The sequence below is a fragment of the Vibrio splendidus genome (assembly GCF_024347615.1).
Taxonomy (GTDB): domain Bacteria; phylum Pseudomonadota; class Gammaproteobacteria; order Enterobacterales; family Vibrionaceae; genus Vibrio; species Vibrio splendidus.
The window spans coordinates 3,543,937-3,561,964 of sequence record NZ_AP025508.1 but is presented as its reverse complement, the minus strand read 5'-3'; the positions used below and the strand labels follow the sequence as shown (position 1 = coordinate 3,561,964).

Annotated in this window: 14 protein-coding genes and 2 pseudogenes; 14 read left to right on the top strand and 2 right to left on the bottom strand. The window is 45.7% G+C overall.

Annotated features, from left to right (window positions below; genetic code table 11):
• Positions 1–18: 18 nt before the first annotated feature.
• The 14 genes and pseudogenes from aroK (at position 19) to OCU90_RS15965 (ending at position 16,103) form a co-directional block, all read left to right on the top strand.
• Positions 19–537, top strand: a complete 519-nt coding sequence (aroK, locus tag OCU90_RS16025; protein WP_004729664.1) for a shikimate kinase AroK — start codon at positions 19–21, stop codon at positions 535–537.
• Positions 538–562: 25 nt separating this feature from the next.
• Positions 563–1,651: a 3-dehydroquinate synthase gene (aroB, locus tag OCU90_RS16020; RefSeq protein WP_004729663.1), complete on the top strand. Its 1,089-nt coding sequence runs from the start codon at positions 563–565 to the stop codon at positions 1,649–1,651.
• A gap of 79 nt (positions 1,652–1,730) precedes the next feature.
• A pseudogene (locus tag OCU90_RS16015) lies at positions 1,731–2,838 on the top strand (ATP-binding protein); the annotation flags it as partial.
• Between the two features lie 65 nt (positions 2,839–2,903).
• Positions 2,904–3,248: pseudogene (locus tag OCU90_RS26180) on the top strand (SPOR domain-containing protein); the annotation flags it as partial.
• 69 nt (positions 3,249–3,317) lie between these two features.
• On the top strand, positions 3,318–4,166 hold the full coding sequence (locus OCU90_RS16010; protein WP_004729661.1) for a Dam family site-specific DNA-(adenine-N6)-methyltransferase: 849 nt from the start codon (positions 3,318–3,320) through the stop codon (positions 4,164–4,166).
• A 200-nt stretch (positions 4,167–4,366) separates the two neighbouring features.
• A complete protein-coding gene (gene rpe / locus OCU90_RS16005) occupies positions 4,367–5,041 on the top strand; it encodes a ribulose-phosphate 3-epimerase (RefSeq protein ID WP_029222055.1) in 675 nt (224 codons plus the stop codon).
• Positions 5,042–5,160: 119 nt separating this feature from the next.
• Positions 5,161–5,847 (top strand): phosphoglycolate phosphatase, encoded by a 687-nt coding sequence (locus OCU90_RS16000; RefSeq protein WP_017077621.1) that lies wholly within the window; start codon positions 5,161–5,163, stop codon positions 5,845–5,847.
• 175 nt (positions 5,848–6,022) lie between these two features.
• Positions 6,023–7,039 carry a tryptophan--tRNA ligase gene (gene trpS, locus OCU90_RS15995; protein WP_004729658.1) on the top strand — a complete coding sequence of 339 codons (1,017 nt, stop codon included), beginning with the start codon at positions 6,023–6,025 and terminating at the stop codon, positions 7,037–7,039.
• A gap of 385 nt (positions 7,040–7,424) precedes the next feature.
• Entirely contained in the window at positions 7,425–10,019 is a 2,595-nt protein-coding gene (locus OCU90_RS15990) for an ExeM/NucH family extracellular endonuclease (protein WP_061023562.1), read from the top strand.
• 200 nt (positions 10,020–10,219) lie between these two features.
• Positions 10,220–10,798, top strand: a complete 579-nt coding sequence (locus tag OCU90_RS15985) for an aminodeoxychorismate/anthranilate synthase component II (protein WP_004729656.1) — start codon at positions 10,220–10,222, stop codon at positions 10,796–10,798.
• A gap of 465 nt (positions 10,799–11,263) precedes the next feature.
• A complete protein-coding gene (locus OCU90_RS15980) occupies positions 11,264–12,475 on the top strand; it encodes an aspartate aminotransferase family protein (protein ID WP_061023560.1) in 1,212 nt (403 codons plus the stop codon).
• Between the two features lie 107 nt (positions 12,476–12,582).
• Positions 12,583–13,602 (top strand): arginine N-succinyltransferase, encoded by a 1,020-nt coding sequence (gene astA, locus OCU90_RS15975; protein ID WP_004729654.1) that lies wholly within the window; start codon positions 12,583–12,585, stop codon positions 13,600–13,602.
• Positions 13,603–13,641: 39 nt separating this feature from the next.
• Positions 13,642–15,099: a succinylglutamate-semialdehyde dehydrogenase gene (astD, locus tag OCU90_RS15970; protein WP_017085988.1), complete on the top strand. Its 1,458-nt coding sequence runs from the start codon at positions 13,642–13,644 to the stop codon at positions 15,097–15,099.
• A gap of 212 nt (positions 15,100–15,311) precedes the next feature.
• A complete protein-coding gene (locus OCU90_RS15965) occupies positions 15,312–16,103 on the top strand; it encodes a DUF1338 domain-containing protein (RefSeq protein WP_004729652.1) in 792 nt (263 codons plus the stop codon).
• Between the two features lie 183 nt (positions 16,104–16,286).
• On the opposite strand, the gene crp is transcribed toward OCU90_RS15965, so the two are convergent.
• Both crp and OCU90_RS15955 read right to left on the bottom strand, forming a co-directional pair.
• On the bottom strand, positions 16,287–16,919 hold the full coding sequence (gene crp / locus OCU90_RS15960) for a cAMP-activated global transcriptional regulator CRP (protein ID WP_004729651.1): 633 nt from the start codon (positions 16,917–16,919) through the stop codon (positions 16,287–16,289).
• A gap of 239 nt (positions 16,920–17,158) precedes the next feature.
• Complete coding sequence (locus OCU90_RS15955; RefSeq protein ID WP_004729650.1) at positions 17,159–18,028, bottom strand: phosphoribulokinase; 870 nt, start codon at positions 18,026–18,028, stop codon at positions 17,159–17,161.

The following is an 18,028-nucleotide window of genomic DNA, read 5'->3' as shown; positions in this document are numbered from 1 at the left end:
TAAATTACTGCTAAAAACATGGCTGAGAAACGCAATATTTTTCTTGTTGGCCCAATGGGCGCCGGCAAAAGTACAATTGGTAGACACCTAGCTTCCCAACTTCATATGGAGTTTCTAGACTCTGACACTGTGATCGAAGAGCGCACTGGCGCAGACATCGCATGGGTTTTTGATGTTGAGGGCGAAGATGGTTTCCGTAAGCGCGAAGAATCTGTAATCAACGATCTGACAGAAGAACAAGGTATTGTTCTTGCGACAGGCGGTGGTTCAGTGCTGAGCAAAGAAAACCGTAACCGTCTATCTGCACGAGGCATTGTTGTATACCTAGAAACAACAATTGAAAAGCAACTTGCTCGCACTAACCGCGACAAGAAACGCCCTCTACTTCAAACAGACAACCCGCGTGATGTGCTAGAAGATCTAGCTGTATCTCGCAACGCACTATACGACGAAGTGGCGGACTACACAGTTCGTACCGACGATCAAAGTGCAAAAGTGGTAGCCAACCAGATCGTAAAAATGCTAGAAGAACGTTAAGTTCATTTTTTCGGAGAGCAAACCCATGGAACGGATTACGGTCAATCTAGCTGAGCGTAGCTACCCTATCTCTATTGGCGCCGGGTTATTTGAAGACCCGGCGTACCTTTCTTTTTTATCAGGCAAACAGAAAGTTGTTGTTATCAGTAATGTGACAGTAGCGCCTCTTTATGCCGATAAAATTTTATCGTTGTTGGATCAAGTAGGCTGTCAAACTTCTCTTTTAGAGTTGCCAGACGGTGAGCAATACAAAACACTTGAAACGTTCAACTCAGTGATGAGCTACATGCTTGAAGGAAATTACAGCCGCGATGTGGTGGTGATTGCTTTGGGTGGTGGTGTTATCGGTGATTTGGTCGGTTTTGCTGCCTCTTGCTACCAGCGCGGTATTGATTTCATTCAAATCCCGACGACCCTTCTTTCTCAAGTGGACTCCTCTGTAGGTGGTAAAACTGCAGTGAACCATCCCCTTGGCAAGAATATGATCGGCGCTTTTTACCAACCAAAATCTGTCATCATTGATACTAACTGCTTATCAACGCTTCCAGAGCGTGAGTTCGCAGCGGGCATTGCTGAGGTGATCAAATACGGCATCATTTACGATGAAGTCTTCTTTGATTGGTTGGAACAGAATCTAGAGAAACTTTATCAACTTGATGAAGATGCACTGATTACCGCGATTGCTCGTTGTTGTGCAATTAAGGCTGAAGTGGTTGCTATAGATGAAAAAGAGTCAGGAATCAGAGCGTTATTGAACCTAGGTCATACATTTGGTCATGCGATCGAAGCAGAACTAGGCTATGGTAATTGGCTACATGGTGAAGCTGTGTCGTCAGGCACTGTAATGGCAGCGAAAACCGCTCAATTACAGGGACTGATCTCTCAGCAGCAACTTGAGCGAATTATTTCTATACTCAAGAATGCGAAACTGCCAATCCATACGCCAGAAAGCATGTCTTTTGAAGACTTTATGAAGCACATGATGCGTGATAAAAAAGTGCTGTCTGGTCAGTTACGTTTGGTATTACCAACAAGTATTGGTACCGCTGAAGTGGTCGCTGATGTGCCTCAAGACATCATTAAACAAGCGATTGATTTCTGCCGTACTCTTTAAATTTGGTTGTGAGGTTGCCTAGCTAAACTCTAGGCAGCTGAAGCGTTTTACTGATCGATCTTATCAGTAGGGATCCCCAATGAGTTTGGCTCATGAATTAAGAGTATTAGAGTTAGAGTCTCAAGTTGAGCTGCTAGAGCGCTTACAGCTTTTGACTAACTTTGGTTCAAACCTTGTAACGGTTGCGGGCAAAACTGGCTCTGGCCGATCTTGGTTGGCTCAACGTTACCTTGAAGCCTGGTCGACAGAAAAAAATCAGTGTTTACTGCTTTGTCACCCAAGCCAAGACGATCAACAACGTCGCGCGCTTATTCTTAGCCAAATTGTTTCTGATCCCCTGTTTAATCAACATGATTCTTTATCAGATAGCCTCGCAAGGCTACTGGATGGAGAGTCGTGTAATGTGGTTATCGTTGTAGATGATGCCCACCGACTGTCTGAGTTATTGGTATCCGAATTATGGATGTTGGTACTTGAAGCTCAATCAAACCCTCAATGGACGATCAATATCGTTCTCTTCTCGGAAATTGGCCATCTAGACACGCTACTAACACGTCTTAGTTACGGGCAACCACACAAGCCTATCGACCTCGAGATCGATGATCTTTCTCAACCAGAAGCGGAACATTTCTTTGAATCCTTAGTGATTCGATATGTTGATGATGAGTCTGAAACTCGCGTGCGACGTGCGTTTAATAAAGCACAACCTTTGCCCGGTGAGTTAATGGCTTTAGGAGAATTGAAAGTGGAAAAAAGGATTATTATTCGCTCAATTATTGGCTCACCCATCAATATCGCGATGGTGGTGGCCTTGTTGTTGGTTTTAATTGGTGGTGGCTATTGGTGGATGTTCAGTCAACCAACCCCTGACGATAAAGCGCAATCACTTATCGCTCCCATTGGACAAACCGCTATCCCAACGTTTGAAGTGGAAAGTGGTACCGAGCAAGCCGGAGTCGACGGATCTTCAGATTCTGAAGCCGAAGCTGACATGAGCTATCAAGGTGCTGACGATGACAGTTCATCATTACCACCGGTTGTGGTGGAAGGTACAGCCAGTGTTGGCGAGGTGAAACAAGAGCAGCAACGTGTTGTGATTACTTCTGATGTGGTTGATGCCTTGCTTGATGACAAGCCGAAAAGTGCCGATACCAGTGCGATTGATGCTGCCGTTGAAGAAAACTCAAGTGCAGAGATTAGCTCGCAACTTGATGCTCCGAATAACGAGTCACAAGCTTCGGCTGATGAAGATGCTGACCTAACGGAATCAACACCGCCGACGAAAAAGATCACCTTCTCATTTGCTCGCGAAGAGTTACAAGCTATCTCGCCACGCGCTTATACCTTACAGTTGAGCGCGATGACGTCATTAGAAGATGTTCAGTCTTTTATTGAAGAATATGACGTCGAGGACAAGGTTCGTATTTACCCAACACTTCGTAACGACACCAAGTGGTTTATTATCACTTATCAAGATTATCCAACGATTCAAGTCGCGCGAGATGCCGTAAGTGCGTTACCAAAACCACTTCAGCAGTTGGAACCTTGGGCAAAATCGATGAATCAAGTGCATCGAGAGATAGAACGTGCGAAATAACCCTGAGCTTAGCCTCAAAATATGTTACATTCCGCAGCCTTATTTTTGAGTTGATAGATAGAGCAGTAAATGAAAAAGCAGCGTGCCTTTCTAAAATGGGCTGGTGGTAAATATGGCCTAGTTGAAGACATCCAACGTCACCTGCCACCTGCTCGTAAATTGGTAGAACCGTTTGTCGGTGCCGGCTCAGTATTTCTGAATACTGATTTTGAACAGTACCTGCTTGCAGATATCAATCCCGATCTTATCAACCTATACAATCTACTTAAAACCGATCCTGAAACCTATATCACTGAAGCGAAGCGTTGGTTCTGTCCGGAGAATAACCGTAGAGAAGTGTTCTTAGATGTTCGCGCTGAGTTCAATGGTACAGATAACGTCATGTATCGCTCGTTAGCTTTCTTGTACATGAACCGATTTGGCTTCAATGGCTTGTGTCGTTACAACAAGAAGGGCGGTTTTAACGTTCCATTTGGTTCTTATAAAAAACCTTACTTTCCAGAAGCTGAGTTGGAGTTTTTTGCTGAGAAAGCGAAGAAAGCGACGTTTGTTTGTGAAGGGTATAGCGAGACCTTTAGCCGCGCCCGTAAAGGCTGTGTTGTTTATTGTGATCCTCCTTATGCGCCATTGTCTAGTACTGCTAACTTTACCTCTTATGCGGGTAATGGCTTCAGCTTAGATGATCAAGCGGCCTTGGCTGATGTTGCAGAAAGAGCGGCAATGGAACGAGGCATCCCTGTCTTGATTTCAAACCATGACACTACCTTAACGCGCCGTTTATACCATGGAGCGGAACTGAACGTGGTCAAGGTTAAGCGCACCATTAGCCGTAATGGCGCAGGGCGTAATAAAGTGGATGAGTTACTGGCACTTTTTCATAAAGAGAAAAACCAGCAACACGCTTCAACAGAATTGTAGTCGTCACCATAACCCTCGAACTCATTAAATTGAGTGACCAACGGGTACTTTCATAAACTAATCTTTCGAACTGCTAGAATCTGCTTAGGTGCTTAGGTAGAATTGCACACCAAATAGTCTTGGGATTGAGTCTTGTATTCGTGTACGAGATGTCACAAGGCGGTGATATTCGCAATTTACTCACTCTTAAGAGGTTTGGTATGAAAGATTTTCTAATCGCTCCATCGATTTTGTCTGCAGATTTTGCTCGTCTTGGTGAAGACGTAGAAAAAGTACTCGCAGCCGGTGCCGACGTTGTGCACTTCGATGTGATGGATAACCACTACGTACCTAACCTGACTTTTGGTGCACCGATCTGTAAAGCGTTGCGCGACTACGGCATCACAGCTCCTATCGATGTTCACCTAATGGTTAAGCCAGTAGACAGCATCGTACCTGAGTTTGCTAAAGCCGGCGCATCAATGATTACCTTCCACGTTGAAGCGTCTGAGCACGTTGACCGTACTCTACAGCTAATCAAAGAACACGGCTGTAAAGCGGGTGTCGTACTTAACCCAGCAACGCCACTTTCTTGCCTTGATTACATCTTAGATAAAGTAGATATGATTCTACTAATGTCTGTGAACCCTGGCTTTGGCGGTCAATCTTTCATTCCTCACACACTCGATAAGCTGCGCGCTGTTCGTAAACTTATTGATGAATCAGGCCGTGATATCCGCCTTGAGATTGATGGCGGCGTGAAGGTAGATAATATCCGTGAAATCGCAGAAGCGGGCGCAGACATGTTTGTTGCCGGTTCCGCTATCTTCAATCAACCAGATTACAAAGAAGTGATTGATGAGATGCGTGCAGAGCTTGCAAAAGTTAACGCATAAAAGTAGAACTAGGGTCTGTTGACCTAAAATCAAAAAATTTAAATTAAGGGGCTAATTGGCCCCTTTTTTACGTCTTGGAGCTCAACTCATAAGACGAACATAATAAATAGGAAAGTAAGATGTCATTAAGCTCAATAAAACTGATTGCCTTTGATTTGGATGGAACCTTGTTAGATAGCGTGCCTGATTTGGCTGTCGCCGCTGACCAAGCTTGTCAGGAACTGGGTTTTTCTTCAGTAAGCGAAGAACAAGTTCGCGACTATGTGGGTAATGGTGCTGATGTTCTTATTGGACGTTCATTGAGCCGTAATCTTACGGTTGATCCAAGCCTTGAGCCTGATCTTTTGAAGAAAGCGCGTATCCTGTTTGATGACTTCTACGAGCAGGGCGGCCATAAGCTGAGTCACCTTTATCCATCGGTTAAAGAGACGTTAGCTGAGCTAGACAAAGCGGGCTTCACCATGGCGCTTGTCACCAACAAGCCTTCGAAATTTGTACCAGATGTTCTGGCGCAGCACGGTATCGATAAGTACTTTGTTGATGTGTTGGGTGGCGACTCTTTCCCAGAGAAAAAGCCGAACCCAGTAGCGCTGAACTGGTTGCTGGAAAAGCATAATGTGAAGGCTGAAGATATGCTGATGGTAGGCGATTCAAGCAACGACATCAAAGCGGCTAAGAACGCAGGCTGCCACTCGTTTGGTCTGACTTACGGCTATAACCACGGTGAGCCGATTTCAGTATCAAACCCTGACTATGTCGCAGACAACATTGCACAATTACTAGATGTCGTTCTAGTTTCAGCATAAAGCGGACAAAAGTTAGCTAACCTACTAGCAAAATACTTATCAATGAGTACACTGGATGAGCCGTACAGAAGAGCTGTGCGGCTTTCTATTTTAAAGTTAAGAAGCTAAGTTTTTCAGATACTAGGTTAAGAAACTAAGTTAACGAGCTTAGCGAACAAGCAAAGGAATTAAAAGCATGAGCAAGCCCATCGTATTGAGTGGTGTTCAACCATCTGGTGAACTAAGTATCGGTAACTACTTGGGTGCTCTACGTCAATGGCAACAGATGCAAGATGATTACGATTGCCAATACTGTGTTGTAGACCTTCACGCAATTACGGTTCGCCAAGATCCGAAAGCACTGCATGAAGCGACTCTAGACGCATTAGCAATCTGTCTTGCTGTCGGTGTTGATCCAAAGAAGAGCACGCTATTTGTTCAGTCACACGTACCAGAGCATGCTCAACTTGGTTGGCTTCTTAACTGTTACACACAAATGGGTGAACTGAGCCGTATGACTCAGTTTAAAGATAAGTCTGCACGTCACTCAAATGACGTAAACGTAGGCCTATACGACTACCCAGTGTTGATGGCTGCAGACATCCTGCTTTACGGGGCTCACCAAGTGCCAGTAGGTAGCGACCAGAAACAACACTTAGAGCTAGCGCGTGATATCGCAAATCGCTTTAACAACATCTACGGCCCTGAAACGCCAATCTTCCAAGTGCCAGAACCTTACATTCCAACAGTGAATGCACGTGTAATGAGCCTGCAAGATGCGACTAAGAAGATGTCTAAGTCGGATGACAACCGTAAGAACGTAATTACTCTGCTAGAAGAGCCTAAGTCGATCATCAAGAAGATCAACAAAGCGCAGACTGACGCAGAAACGCCACCACGTATTGCTCACGATTGGGAAAACAAAGCGGGTATCTCTAACCTAATGGGTCTGTACTCTGCTGCGACGGGTAAAACGTTCGAAGAGATCGAAGCGCAATACCAAGGTGTTGAAATGTACGGTCCGTTCAAGAAAGACGTAGGCGCAGCATTGGTTGAGATGCTTGAGCCAATCCAAGCTGAGTACCACCGTATCCGTGCTGATCGTGCTTACATGGATGCAGTAATGAAAGCGGGTGCAGAAAAAGCCTCTGAGCGCGCTGCCGTGACACTGAAAAAAGCATACGAAGCAGTTGGTTTTGTTACTCGCCCGTAGGGTGAGCTAAAGCCACTCGTTTCAGAATTTAAGCCCAAAGTAGACGCTGTTTACTTTGGGCTTTTTAGTGCCCGTTCCATTTGCTCTCCCAGTAAATCTCTTGTTTGAATTGATGATTTAAGCATTATCTCGCTAACATATTCATAATATTAATGCTGTGCAGACGATCCTATTCCCTCTCCTTAGGGTTTATAAAATCTTGCTTATTTCTATTTGTGTTGGAAATACATAACGTGCCAAACAATTGATGATTATTAAGTGATAAGTTCCTCATTTTCTTGCTAACTGACTTATTCCTTTCATAAATAAACCTGATAGTTACCACAAAATACATGACTGCCAACAGACGGCAGTAACTATAAATCGATGAACTCAGGTGAAACGGATGGCTCTTTTACACAAACCTTCATTGCTAGCAGTGGCAATTGGTAGCTTGTTAACAGCAAGTGCACACGCTGATTTGTTTATTTCACAATATGTGGAAGGCGGCAGCTACAACAAAGCGGTTGAGATTGCTAATAACGGCGATAGCAGCATGAATTTAGATGGTTACTCGCTGGCGAAGTCTGCGAATGGCAACGGCTCATGGGGCGCCACTTTACCTTTAGATGGCCACGTTTTAGCGCCTGGTGAGGTACTTGTTGTCGCTCATACGAGTGCGAGTGATGAGATTAAAGCCGTCGCTGACATTCTCAACGCGTCGATTGCTAACCATAACGGTGACGACCCGCTGGCTATCTTGAATTCAGATAACTCGGTACACGATATTGTTGGTTTGATGGGTGATGTGGATTGGGGTAAAGATGTTACTTTGGTTCGAGCGACACAAACTCCTTCGGCAACATTCGATGCTTCACAGTGGGTGTCGTTCCCAAAAGACAGCATTGAAGGCTTAGGCTCATTAGACAGTGTTGAACTGCCAGAAGCGTTCACTTGTACACAAGATGGCTCTGACCCAGTATTCACAACCATTCAAGAGATCCAAGGCGAGGGCGCAACATCACCGTTCATTGATGGCTATCCGTACATCACGGACGATGAGTACTTCGTTAAAGGTGTTGTGAGTGCGGTGACAACGGGCATAACCAAAGGTTTCTACCTGCAAGCACTTGAGGATGACTTCAATTCAAGTACTTCTGAAGGTCTATTTATCCACACGAATCAATCGAGCTCAGAACTGGCTGCGGGCGACGTAGTGTGTGTGAAAGGTAAGGTTCAAGAATACTACAGCCATACTCAGCTTAAAGTTGAAAACAACCAATGGCTAAAACAGGGCGAACAACAAGCACCTGAAGCAACGGCGATAGAAGCGCTAGACAGTGATGAGAACTTCGCTGCAACGCTTGAACGCTACGAAGGCATGTTGGTGAAAACGACCGAAGCGCTTGATATGCGTGTGACTCGTACCTTTGGTTATGATTACTCAGGTCGTCGTAACAACATGGTACTGGCACATGAGCGTATTAACATGCAGCCGAACCAGCTTTTCGCAGCAGGTTCTGAAGACGCGAAACAACAAACGGAAGATAACGCAGACCGTCGTCTTTTCGTTGAAACCGATCAAAAAGCGGGTGACGGACAAGTTCCTTTCTATCCAGACTTTGGCCGTACCGATATTGATCAAGATGGTTCAACAGAAGACTACATCCGTATTGATGACACCATTGTTGGTCTAGAAGGCGTACTTACCTACAGCTACGGTGAGTACCGCTTAGTGACAACTAACCAGATCTCGGCTGAAAACTTCGTTCGTAACGATCCGCGTACCGACAAACCAGACATGGATGAAGGCGACCTTCGCATCGCGACTTTCAATGTTTTGAACTACTTCAACTCTCCATTTGGCGGTGACGCAAACCAACACGGCAACAACCGTGGTGCGAACACCATCACCGAGTTTGAGATGCAGCAAGAGAAGATAGTGAACGCGATTCTTCGATTAGATGCAGACATTATTGGTTTGATGGAAATTGAGAACAACGGCTTTGGTGAAGGCTCTGCCATTCACCAGCTCGTTAACCAACTGAATGATCGCATTGAGCGTAAGAAAGACCGCTATACCTTTGTAGCTGTCGATTCGAACGAAGATGGTGTGACCGACGAGATGGACTCGATTGGTACTGATGTCATTACAACAGGTGTTATCTACCGTAAGAAAGTAGTTAAGCTTAAAGACAGCCGTGTTATAGCTATGCCAAGCCAACAAGCACCAGAAGTGTTAGACGATTTTGGCAAGGTGATTGAAGACGGTAAGAACTACCAACGTGACTCATTGGCGCCAACCTTTAAAGTTAAAGGCACTAAAGAGAAACTTACCGTTGCGATTAACCACTTTAAATCGAAAGGTTCTAAGTGTTGGGAAGATGCTGCACCGGTCGAGCAGGGCGGTCAAGGTGGCGTTGACGCCGATAAGCAAGGCTCATGTGAGAACTTCCGTGTGGCTGCAGCAGTTGCTCTGGGTGAAGCGCTAGACGGCATCAAAGGCCATAAAGTGATTCTGGGGGATATGAACTCGTACGGCATGGAAGACCCAATGCTGGTGCTTACGGATTACTCTGAAGAGAAATACGGCAAGCAAATCAAAGCGGCGCGTAACACTTACATTGACGGCGTCGAGCAGTTTGGTGATAACGGTGCGGTGATTACTAAGAACTACGGCTACATTAATGCTGTGGCTCAAAAGCACCCAGACAGCTGGAGCTACTCATACAATGATGAAGTTGGTGCTTTGGAGCATTTGTTGATCAGTGACAGCCTGAAAGATAGGGTTGTCGATGCGACCGATTGGCACATCAATGGTGGTGAGTCGACGTTGTTTGACTACAACGAAGAGTTCAAAGGTGACCTACCTAAGTACCAAGATCACTTCCGTTCATCGGATCATGATCCTGCTGTTCTTGAACTGCGAGTAGGTGGTTCATTTGGCTTCGGTGCTCTGATGTCACTATTTGGTTTAGCAATGTGGCGTCGTCGCAAGTAGCTCAACCACAAATAGATTGGCTTGCTATACAAGCAGGCCAATTCAGATAACTTTAGGCTATCTGTAAACAATTAAGGTCAACTTAGGTTGGCCTTAATTATTGGCGAAATGCAGTTTCCACTTGCCTTTCGCCATGGGTATTGCACAATACCGCCCCTATATCTCCCAATCATTTAGTATTTAGCAAACGATTTCGACCCATGTTACTTATCATCGATAACTACGACTCTTTTACCTATAACTTGTATCAGTATTTCTGTGAGTTAGGGGTCACTGTAAAAGTTGTTCGCAACGATGAGATTGATATTGTCGGTATTGAAGCGCTGAATCCTAGCCATCTTGTTATCTCGCCAGGTCCTTGTACGCCTGATGATGCGGGAATCTCTCTACAAGTCATTGAACACTTCGTGGGTAAACTGCCGATCTTAGGTGTGTGTCTTGGTCATCAAGCCATCGCTCAAGTGTTTGGTGGTGAAGTAGTGCGAGCCAGACAAGTGATGCACGGTAAAACCTCGCCGATCCGCCATAACGGTAAGAGCGTTTTTCAAGGGCTTAATAACCCTCTAACCGTGACACGTTACCATTCCCTAGTGGTGAAAAATGGCACGCTTCCTGACTGCTTTGAACTGACGTCTTGGACGGAATTTGAAGATGGCAGCATGGACGAGATCATGGGTTATCAACACAAAACCTTGCCGATTGATGCGGTGCAATTTCACCCTGAGTCGATTAAAACAGAGCAAGGACACCAGCTTCTCGCTAACTTCTTAGCGCGTTGATTGTTTAAATTCGACCGTTTCTCCGCCTAAATAAGCCAGTTAAACCTGTTAGTCCATTCGTTAAGCGTTTAAATTCGGGCGCTACGCGTCTCTTACTCCTCTGACGCTGATCACTTTTTATAACATTTCTCCCTCTTAAGGCTAAGTTTTTAGCCTATGCAAAATTATTCGCCTTATTTCGTCTCGAACCCAATATACCGCAATGCCAGTAAGGCTTTGCCGTTGCAGGTTATACGTTTAGGTAAAAAAAGCTTCATAAAACAGATTAATTGATGCATAAATAGTCATAGGTAGTGACGTTTAGCTGGTTGTTAGGGATAGCTAAAGAATAATCTACTATTGAAAACGTTAATTAAATGTAAATATAATGCTGCAGCGGGATTATGGCGAGAGAAAATATCTTTGTCTCACTTATGAACCAGTACGCTTATTTGCGAAGCTTGCGGTATCGAAAAGGAATGTACGATGACAGTGGAAAAAAAAATAGAACGTAGTCTGTTTAATGAGGTGATGGTGCCTTGTTATAACCCAATGGAAATGATCCCGGTAAAAGGGGAAGGCGCACGCGTTTGGGACCAACAAGGCCGAGAATATATCGACTTTGCTGGTGGTATCGCTGTGAGCTGTTTGGGTCACTGTCACCCAGCAATGGTTAACGCAGTTACTGAGCAAGCAAACAAGATTTGGCATTTAAGTAATGTCATGACCAACGAACCTGCATTGCGTCTAGCGAAGAAGCTAACCGACGTATGTTTTGCAGAAAAAGTATTCTTTGCCAACTCTGGTGCAGAAGCGAACGAAGCTGCATTGAAGCTAGCTCGTCGTTGGGCAGCGGATGTGCACGGTCCTGAGAAGTCTGAAATCATTGCATTCAAACAAGGTTTCCACGGTCGTACTTTCTTTACTGTAACTGTGGGTGGTCAAGAGGCTTACTCTGATGGCTTCGGCCCTAAACCGGGCGATGTAACTCACTTGCCTTACAACGATATTGCCGCGCTAGAAGCGCACATCTCAGATCGCACATGTGCAATCATGATGGAACCTCTGCAAGGCGAGGGCGGTATCATCTCTCCAACATCTGAGTTCGTGAACACGGTTCGTGAACTGTGTGACAAGCACAATGCGCTGCTTATCTTTGATGAAGTGCAAACAGGTAACGGCCGTACGGGTAACTTTTACGCTTACCAAGGCCTAGGTGTGACACCTGATATCCTAAGTACAGCGAAATCACTAGGTGGCGGCTTCCCAATCGGTGCAATGCTAACGACCACCGAACTCGCGACACACTTAAAAGTCGGTACGCACGGTTCTACTTACGGCGGCAACCCACTGGCGTGTGCCGTTGCTGAAGCGGTTGTTGATGTGGTTAGCCAACCTGAAACGCTAGCTGGCGTGAAAGAACGCGAAGCTATGTTCCGTGATGGTTTAGCTAAGATTAACGACAAATACCAAATATTCAGTGAAGTTCGCGGTAAAGGCCTATTGCTAGGCGCTGCGCTTAATGAAGCATGGCAAGGTCGTGCTCGTGATGTATTAGTGGCAGCAGGCGAACAAGGCTTGATGGTACTGGTTGCGGGTGCAAACGTGGTTCGTTTCACACCATCACTGGTTATCACTACACAAGAAATTGAAGAAGGTTTATCAAAACTAGACAAAGCAATCGCTACGCTAGTTTAGCCTGAGCGGCGTCATAGGAATGATCGCCATTAGAGCGATCCCATGACGTACTGCTAAAGGCCCAAGATTCTCGTTTTGGGCCTGTTTTGCATCTGGAGGGAATATTGATGCTAGTTGTTCGCCCAATAAAATTATCTGATTACGATGCGTTGCATACCTGCGCGGTTGAATCTGGTCACGGATTCACATCTCTTCCGGTTAACGAAGAACTGTTAACCAACCGAATTACTCATTCTGAATACAGCTTTGCTAAACAAGACGTGACTGAACCTGGTGATGAAGGCTACCTAATGGTTGGCTTTGATACCGAAACCGGAGAAGTCGCAGGTACCACAGGTATCGAAGCCTCAATTGGCTGGGATGTTCCGTTTTACTCTTACCACATCAGCAAAGTGGTTCACTCATCGCAAAAGCTTGGCGTGAATAACGTCGTCAAGCTACTGACTTTCGGCAATAACTACACAGGATGCAGTGAAATCTGCACACTGTTCTTGCGTCCGGCTTTCCGTGGTGGATTGAATGGTCGTTTGATGTCTAAGTGTCGCTTTTTGATCATGTCTGAGCACCCAGAGCGTTTTTCGAAAACGATTTTTGCTGAGATGCGTGGCGTATCAGATGCAGAAGGTAATTCTCCTTTCTGGCAATGGCTGCAAGAGCACTTCTTCTCGATTGATTTTACGCTCGCCGATTACCTAACGGGTATTGGTAAGAAAGGCTTCATTGCTGACCTAATGCCGAAGTTACCTATCTATGTGAACCTACTGAGCAAAGAAGCTCAGGCGGTGATTGGAGAGGTTCATGACAATACGCGCCCTGCACTTAAGTTGCTGGAACGTGAAGGTTTCACCAACCGTGGCTATGTCGACATCTTTGATGGGGGCCCAACGGTTGAGTGTGATCTAAGAAATATCGAATCAGTGCGTCATGCGATTCGAGCTCAAGTGACAATTGCAGAGCATTCAAGCTCTAAAGACTTCCTCATTGGTAATACCTCGTTTGAGAACTTCCGCGCAGTAGCCGCGAAAGGCGCGTATGACCAAGCAAGCGACACAGTGATTTTATCATCTGAAGTAGCAAGCGCTCTTGAAGTAAAAGAAGGCGAATTCGTTCGCATGTTGGCTCAATAAGAGCGGCGATTATCTGTCGAAGATTTTAAGGATAGAAGTATGACTCAGTGGATAGCAGGACAGTGGGTGGCAGGTCAAGGCGACGCCATGACATCAGTAAGCCCATACAATAATGAAGTCGTGTGGCAAGGCGATAGTGCAACACCAGCACAGGTTGAATCTGCAGTAGCAGCGGCGCGTGACGCTTTCTTAGTTTGGAAAAAATTGAGCTTTGCAGAGCGTGAAGCGATCGTGTTGAACTTTGCTGAGAAGGTAAAAGAGAACAGCGAAGAAATTGCACAGATTATTGCAAAAGAGACGGGTAAACCGATTTGGGAAACTCGCACTGAAGCGGGTGCGATGGCGGGTAAAATCGCTATCTCTATTCGTGCTTACCACGAACGTACGGGTGAAGCTTCACGTGAAGCCGCAGGCAACCAAATCGTACTGCGTCATCGTCCATTAGGCGTTATGGCGGTATTTGGTCCTTACAACTTCCCTGGTCATCTGCCTAACGGTCATATTGTTCCGGCATTGCTATCGGGTAATACCGTGGTATTTAAGCCGTCAGAGCAGACACCTTGGACGGGTGAGTTTGCGATGAAACTGTGGCAAGAAGCAGGCCTTCCAGCTGGCGTGATTAACCTAGTGCAAGGCGCTAAAGAAACCGGTATCGCACTGGCTGATGCTAAAGGTCTTGATGGCGTGCTATTTACGGGCAGTGCTAATACCGGTCATATCCTTCACCGTCAGTTTGCTGGTCAACCGGGCAAAATGTTGGCGCTAGAGATGGGCGGCAACAACCCTATGGTGATCACTGACCAATTTGGTGATGCTGACGCGACGGTTTATACCATTATCCAGTCGGCCTTCATCAGTGCGGGCCAACGTTGTACATGTGCGCGTCGCTTGTATGTGCCTGTTGGAGAGAAGGGCGATCAACTGCTGGATAAGCTCGTTGCTGCGACCTTGAAGATTCGTGTCGATCAGCCATTCGCTGAGCCAGCACCCTTCATGGGACCACAGATCTCTGAAGCTGCGGCTAAGTTTATTCTGGACGCGCAAGCGAATCTGCAATCGTTAGGCGGTGTCAGCCTAGTCGAAGCAAAAGCGGGTCAAGCGGCGTTTGTTTCTCCGGGTATTATCGATGCAACCAACATTGCTGAACTGCCAGATGAAGAGTATTTCGGTCCATTACTGCAAGTGGTTCGTTATCAGTCACTAGAGCAAGCGGTTGAACTGGCTAATGACACACGTTTTGGTTTGTCTGCAGGCTTAGTTTCAACAGACGATTCAGAGTGGGAATACTTCGTTGACCATATCCGAGCGGGCATTGTTAACCGTAACCGCCAGCTAACAGGCGCAAGTGGTGATGCACCATTTGGTGGTCCTGGTGCTTCAGGTAACCTACGTCCAAGTGCGTACTATGCAGCTGACTACTGTGCTTACCCTATGGCTTCAATGGAAGGTGGTGAGACTCAACTGCCAGCTACGTTTAGCCCGGGTATTGAGCTTTAATTTAGGCTAATGAGTCTTTGGCTCATGCGTTAAGCTTGAAATAGGGAAGTGGTGTTATCGCTTCCCTTTTCCATCACGTCCGACACCTAGATTGGGCGGTCGATAATAATAGAACAAGTATGTCACAGGCTGATGGCTGCTGACTCTGTGTCCAGCCTCTCCCTCTCTAATCCAAATTACTAGCTTGCTAGAACCTCTGACAAGGAGTCACCATGACGCCCGATCTACTCTTTAAATCACTATGGGACGATTACATTCACAGGCTTTGCCCATCGGCTGAGAAAGTTCATCATCTGCTGAAAGAAGACGAAGCCCTGATTAATGATCATATTGCACTGCGAACTTTCAATGTTGCACCACTGGGCATTGAAACACTGGCTAAGCCTTTCCTTGAATTAGGCTACAAGGCTTGTGGCGACTACTTGTTTGAGAGCAAGAAGTTAGTGGCTAAGCACTACGAGCACCCAGACCCAAACCAACCGAAGGTGTTCATTAGTGAGTTGAAGGTAGAAGAGTGTTCAAGTGACTTACAACAGATCGTTGCGAAGTTGGTTGAGCAAGTAGACGCAAGTAAACTTCAAGGTCATGAGTTCTTGTTTGGTGGTCGCCTTTGGGATCTGAGCTTCGCGGATTTCCAAGTTCTAGCAAAAGAGAGTGAATACGCGTCTTGGCTAGCGGCTCATGGTTACGGTGCAAACCACTTTACGGTGAGTGTGAACCAGCTTAATGAGTTCGATGAAGTACAGACTGTGAATGACTATTTGAGTGATTCAGGTTTCACTATCAATGCATCTGGCGGTCAGGTTAAAGGCTCTCCAGAGGTCTTATTAGAGCAATCATCTACAATGGCAGACAAAGTCCCAGTTTCATTTGTTGAAGGCAACGAGGTGATTCCTGGTGGCTTCTACGAGTTCGCTAAGCGTTATGCGATGGCGAATGGTGAGCTTTATACAGGATTTGTTGCAGCATCGGCTGACAAGATCTTTGAGAGCACCAACGGTTAAAGAAAGATATGAGCACGGGCTTTACCCTAAAGATGCGAGTACGCTTCGCTTCGAGGAAGTTTACAAATAGGATTCAGTGAGTTCTTCTCGTATCTCGCATCTGCTCTCTAGATCTTTAGAAAACAAAAAAGCCACCAAATTTGCATTTGGTGGCTTTCAAATTTTTGGCTCAGTTAATCGAGATTAACGAGTGCCGTATACCACGATAGTTTTACCGTGTGCAGAAATTAGGTTCTGCTCTTCTAGCATCTTCAAGATACGACCTACTGTCTCACGAGAACAACCAACGATCTGGCCAATCTCTTGACGAGTGATCTTGATTTGCATGCCGTCAGGGTGAGTCATTGCATCTGGCTGTTTCGCTAGGTTAAGTAGCGTTTGAGCGATACGACCTGTTACGTCAAGGAACGCTAAGTCACCAACCTTTTGGCTAGTTACTTGTAGACGATTTGCCATTTGCGCTGAAAGGCGCATTAGGATATCTGGGTTCACTTGGATAAGTTGACGGAATTTCTTGAAAGAAATTTCAGCTACTTCACAAGGAGATTTTGCACGAACCCATGCAGTACGCTCTTGGTCTTCTTCGAAGAGGCCAAGTTCACCAATGAAGTCACCTTGGTTTAGGTAAGAAAGAATCATTTCCTTACCTTCTTCGTCTTTGATAAGAACTGCCACAGAACCTTTAACGATGTAGTACAAGGTTTCTGCCTTTTCACCAGCATGAATCAAAGTACTTTTTGAAGGGTACTTATGAATATGACAGTGTGAAAGGAACCACTCTAATGTTGGATCGGTTTGGGGTTTACCTAGAACCATAATATCTTACTTCCTCTGCAGGGTATGCTTGCCGCTTTCCGTATTTTAGCTAAGCCTGGATTGACTTGTAGGATAAGAGCACTCGTTGAGCGCTGCAAGCTATCTTGTGTTTCGTTTAAGAATAGTATCCTTTTTCAGGTACTATTTCTTGATTTTAATCGTGACCAAGCTACGATTTTTTACGCAAAATTGTGCACATGATCACGGTATGAAAAGTAATCAACCAGAATGGCGTATTGTTAACCTATTTTTCCGGTTTCGATGAGCTGTTGTAGGATGGGCCGTACAATGAGCTCCATAGCAAAACTCATCTTGCCGCCTGGCACTACAAGCGTGTTGTGGCGTGACATAAATGAGCCATCTATCATAGCCAGAAGGTAGGGGAAATCTACGTTTTTGATGCCACGCAAACGTATAACCACGAAGCTTTCGTCTAAACTTGGAATCCCTTTAGCGTTCAGTGGATTCGATGTATCTACGGTTGGGACACGCTGAAAGTTGATATGAGTGCGCGAAAACTGCGGGGTAATGTAGTTAAGATAATCATCCATTGAGCGAACAATAGAATCCATTACTGCTTCGCGTGAGTGCCCACGATCGCGTGTGTCACGAACGAATTTTTGGATCCACTCAAGGTTGACGATTGGCACCATGCCGATCAGCAAGTCGACGTGCTGTGAGACATTGATGTCGCCATCTACCACGCCACCATGAAGACCTTCGTAGAACATCACATCGGAATTTTCTGGGATCTCTTGCCATGGCGTAAAGGTGCCCGGCATTTGATTGTAAGGCACGGCTTCATCGAAGGTATGTAGGTAACTACGGACTTTACCCGTGCCTTCATTACCGTATTGACGGAAGAACTCTTCTAATGCGCCAAAATCATTGGCTTGTGGACCAAAGTAGCTGATGTGCTTACCTTGCTCGCGAGCCTTACGGATCTCGACATCCATCTCTGGTCGAGTGAAGCGATGGAAACTATCCCCTTCAACCCAAGCGGCCTTCACGTCCATCATATTGAACATTTTTCGGAAGGCTTCTGAGGTAGTGGTGGTGCCGGCTCCTGATGAACCCGTCACCGCAATAATTGGATGTTTAGCGGACAT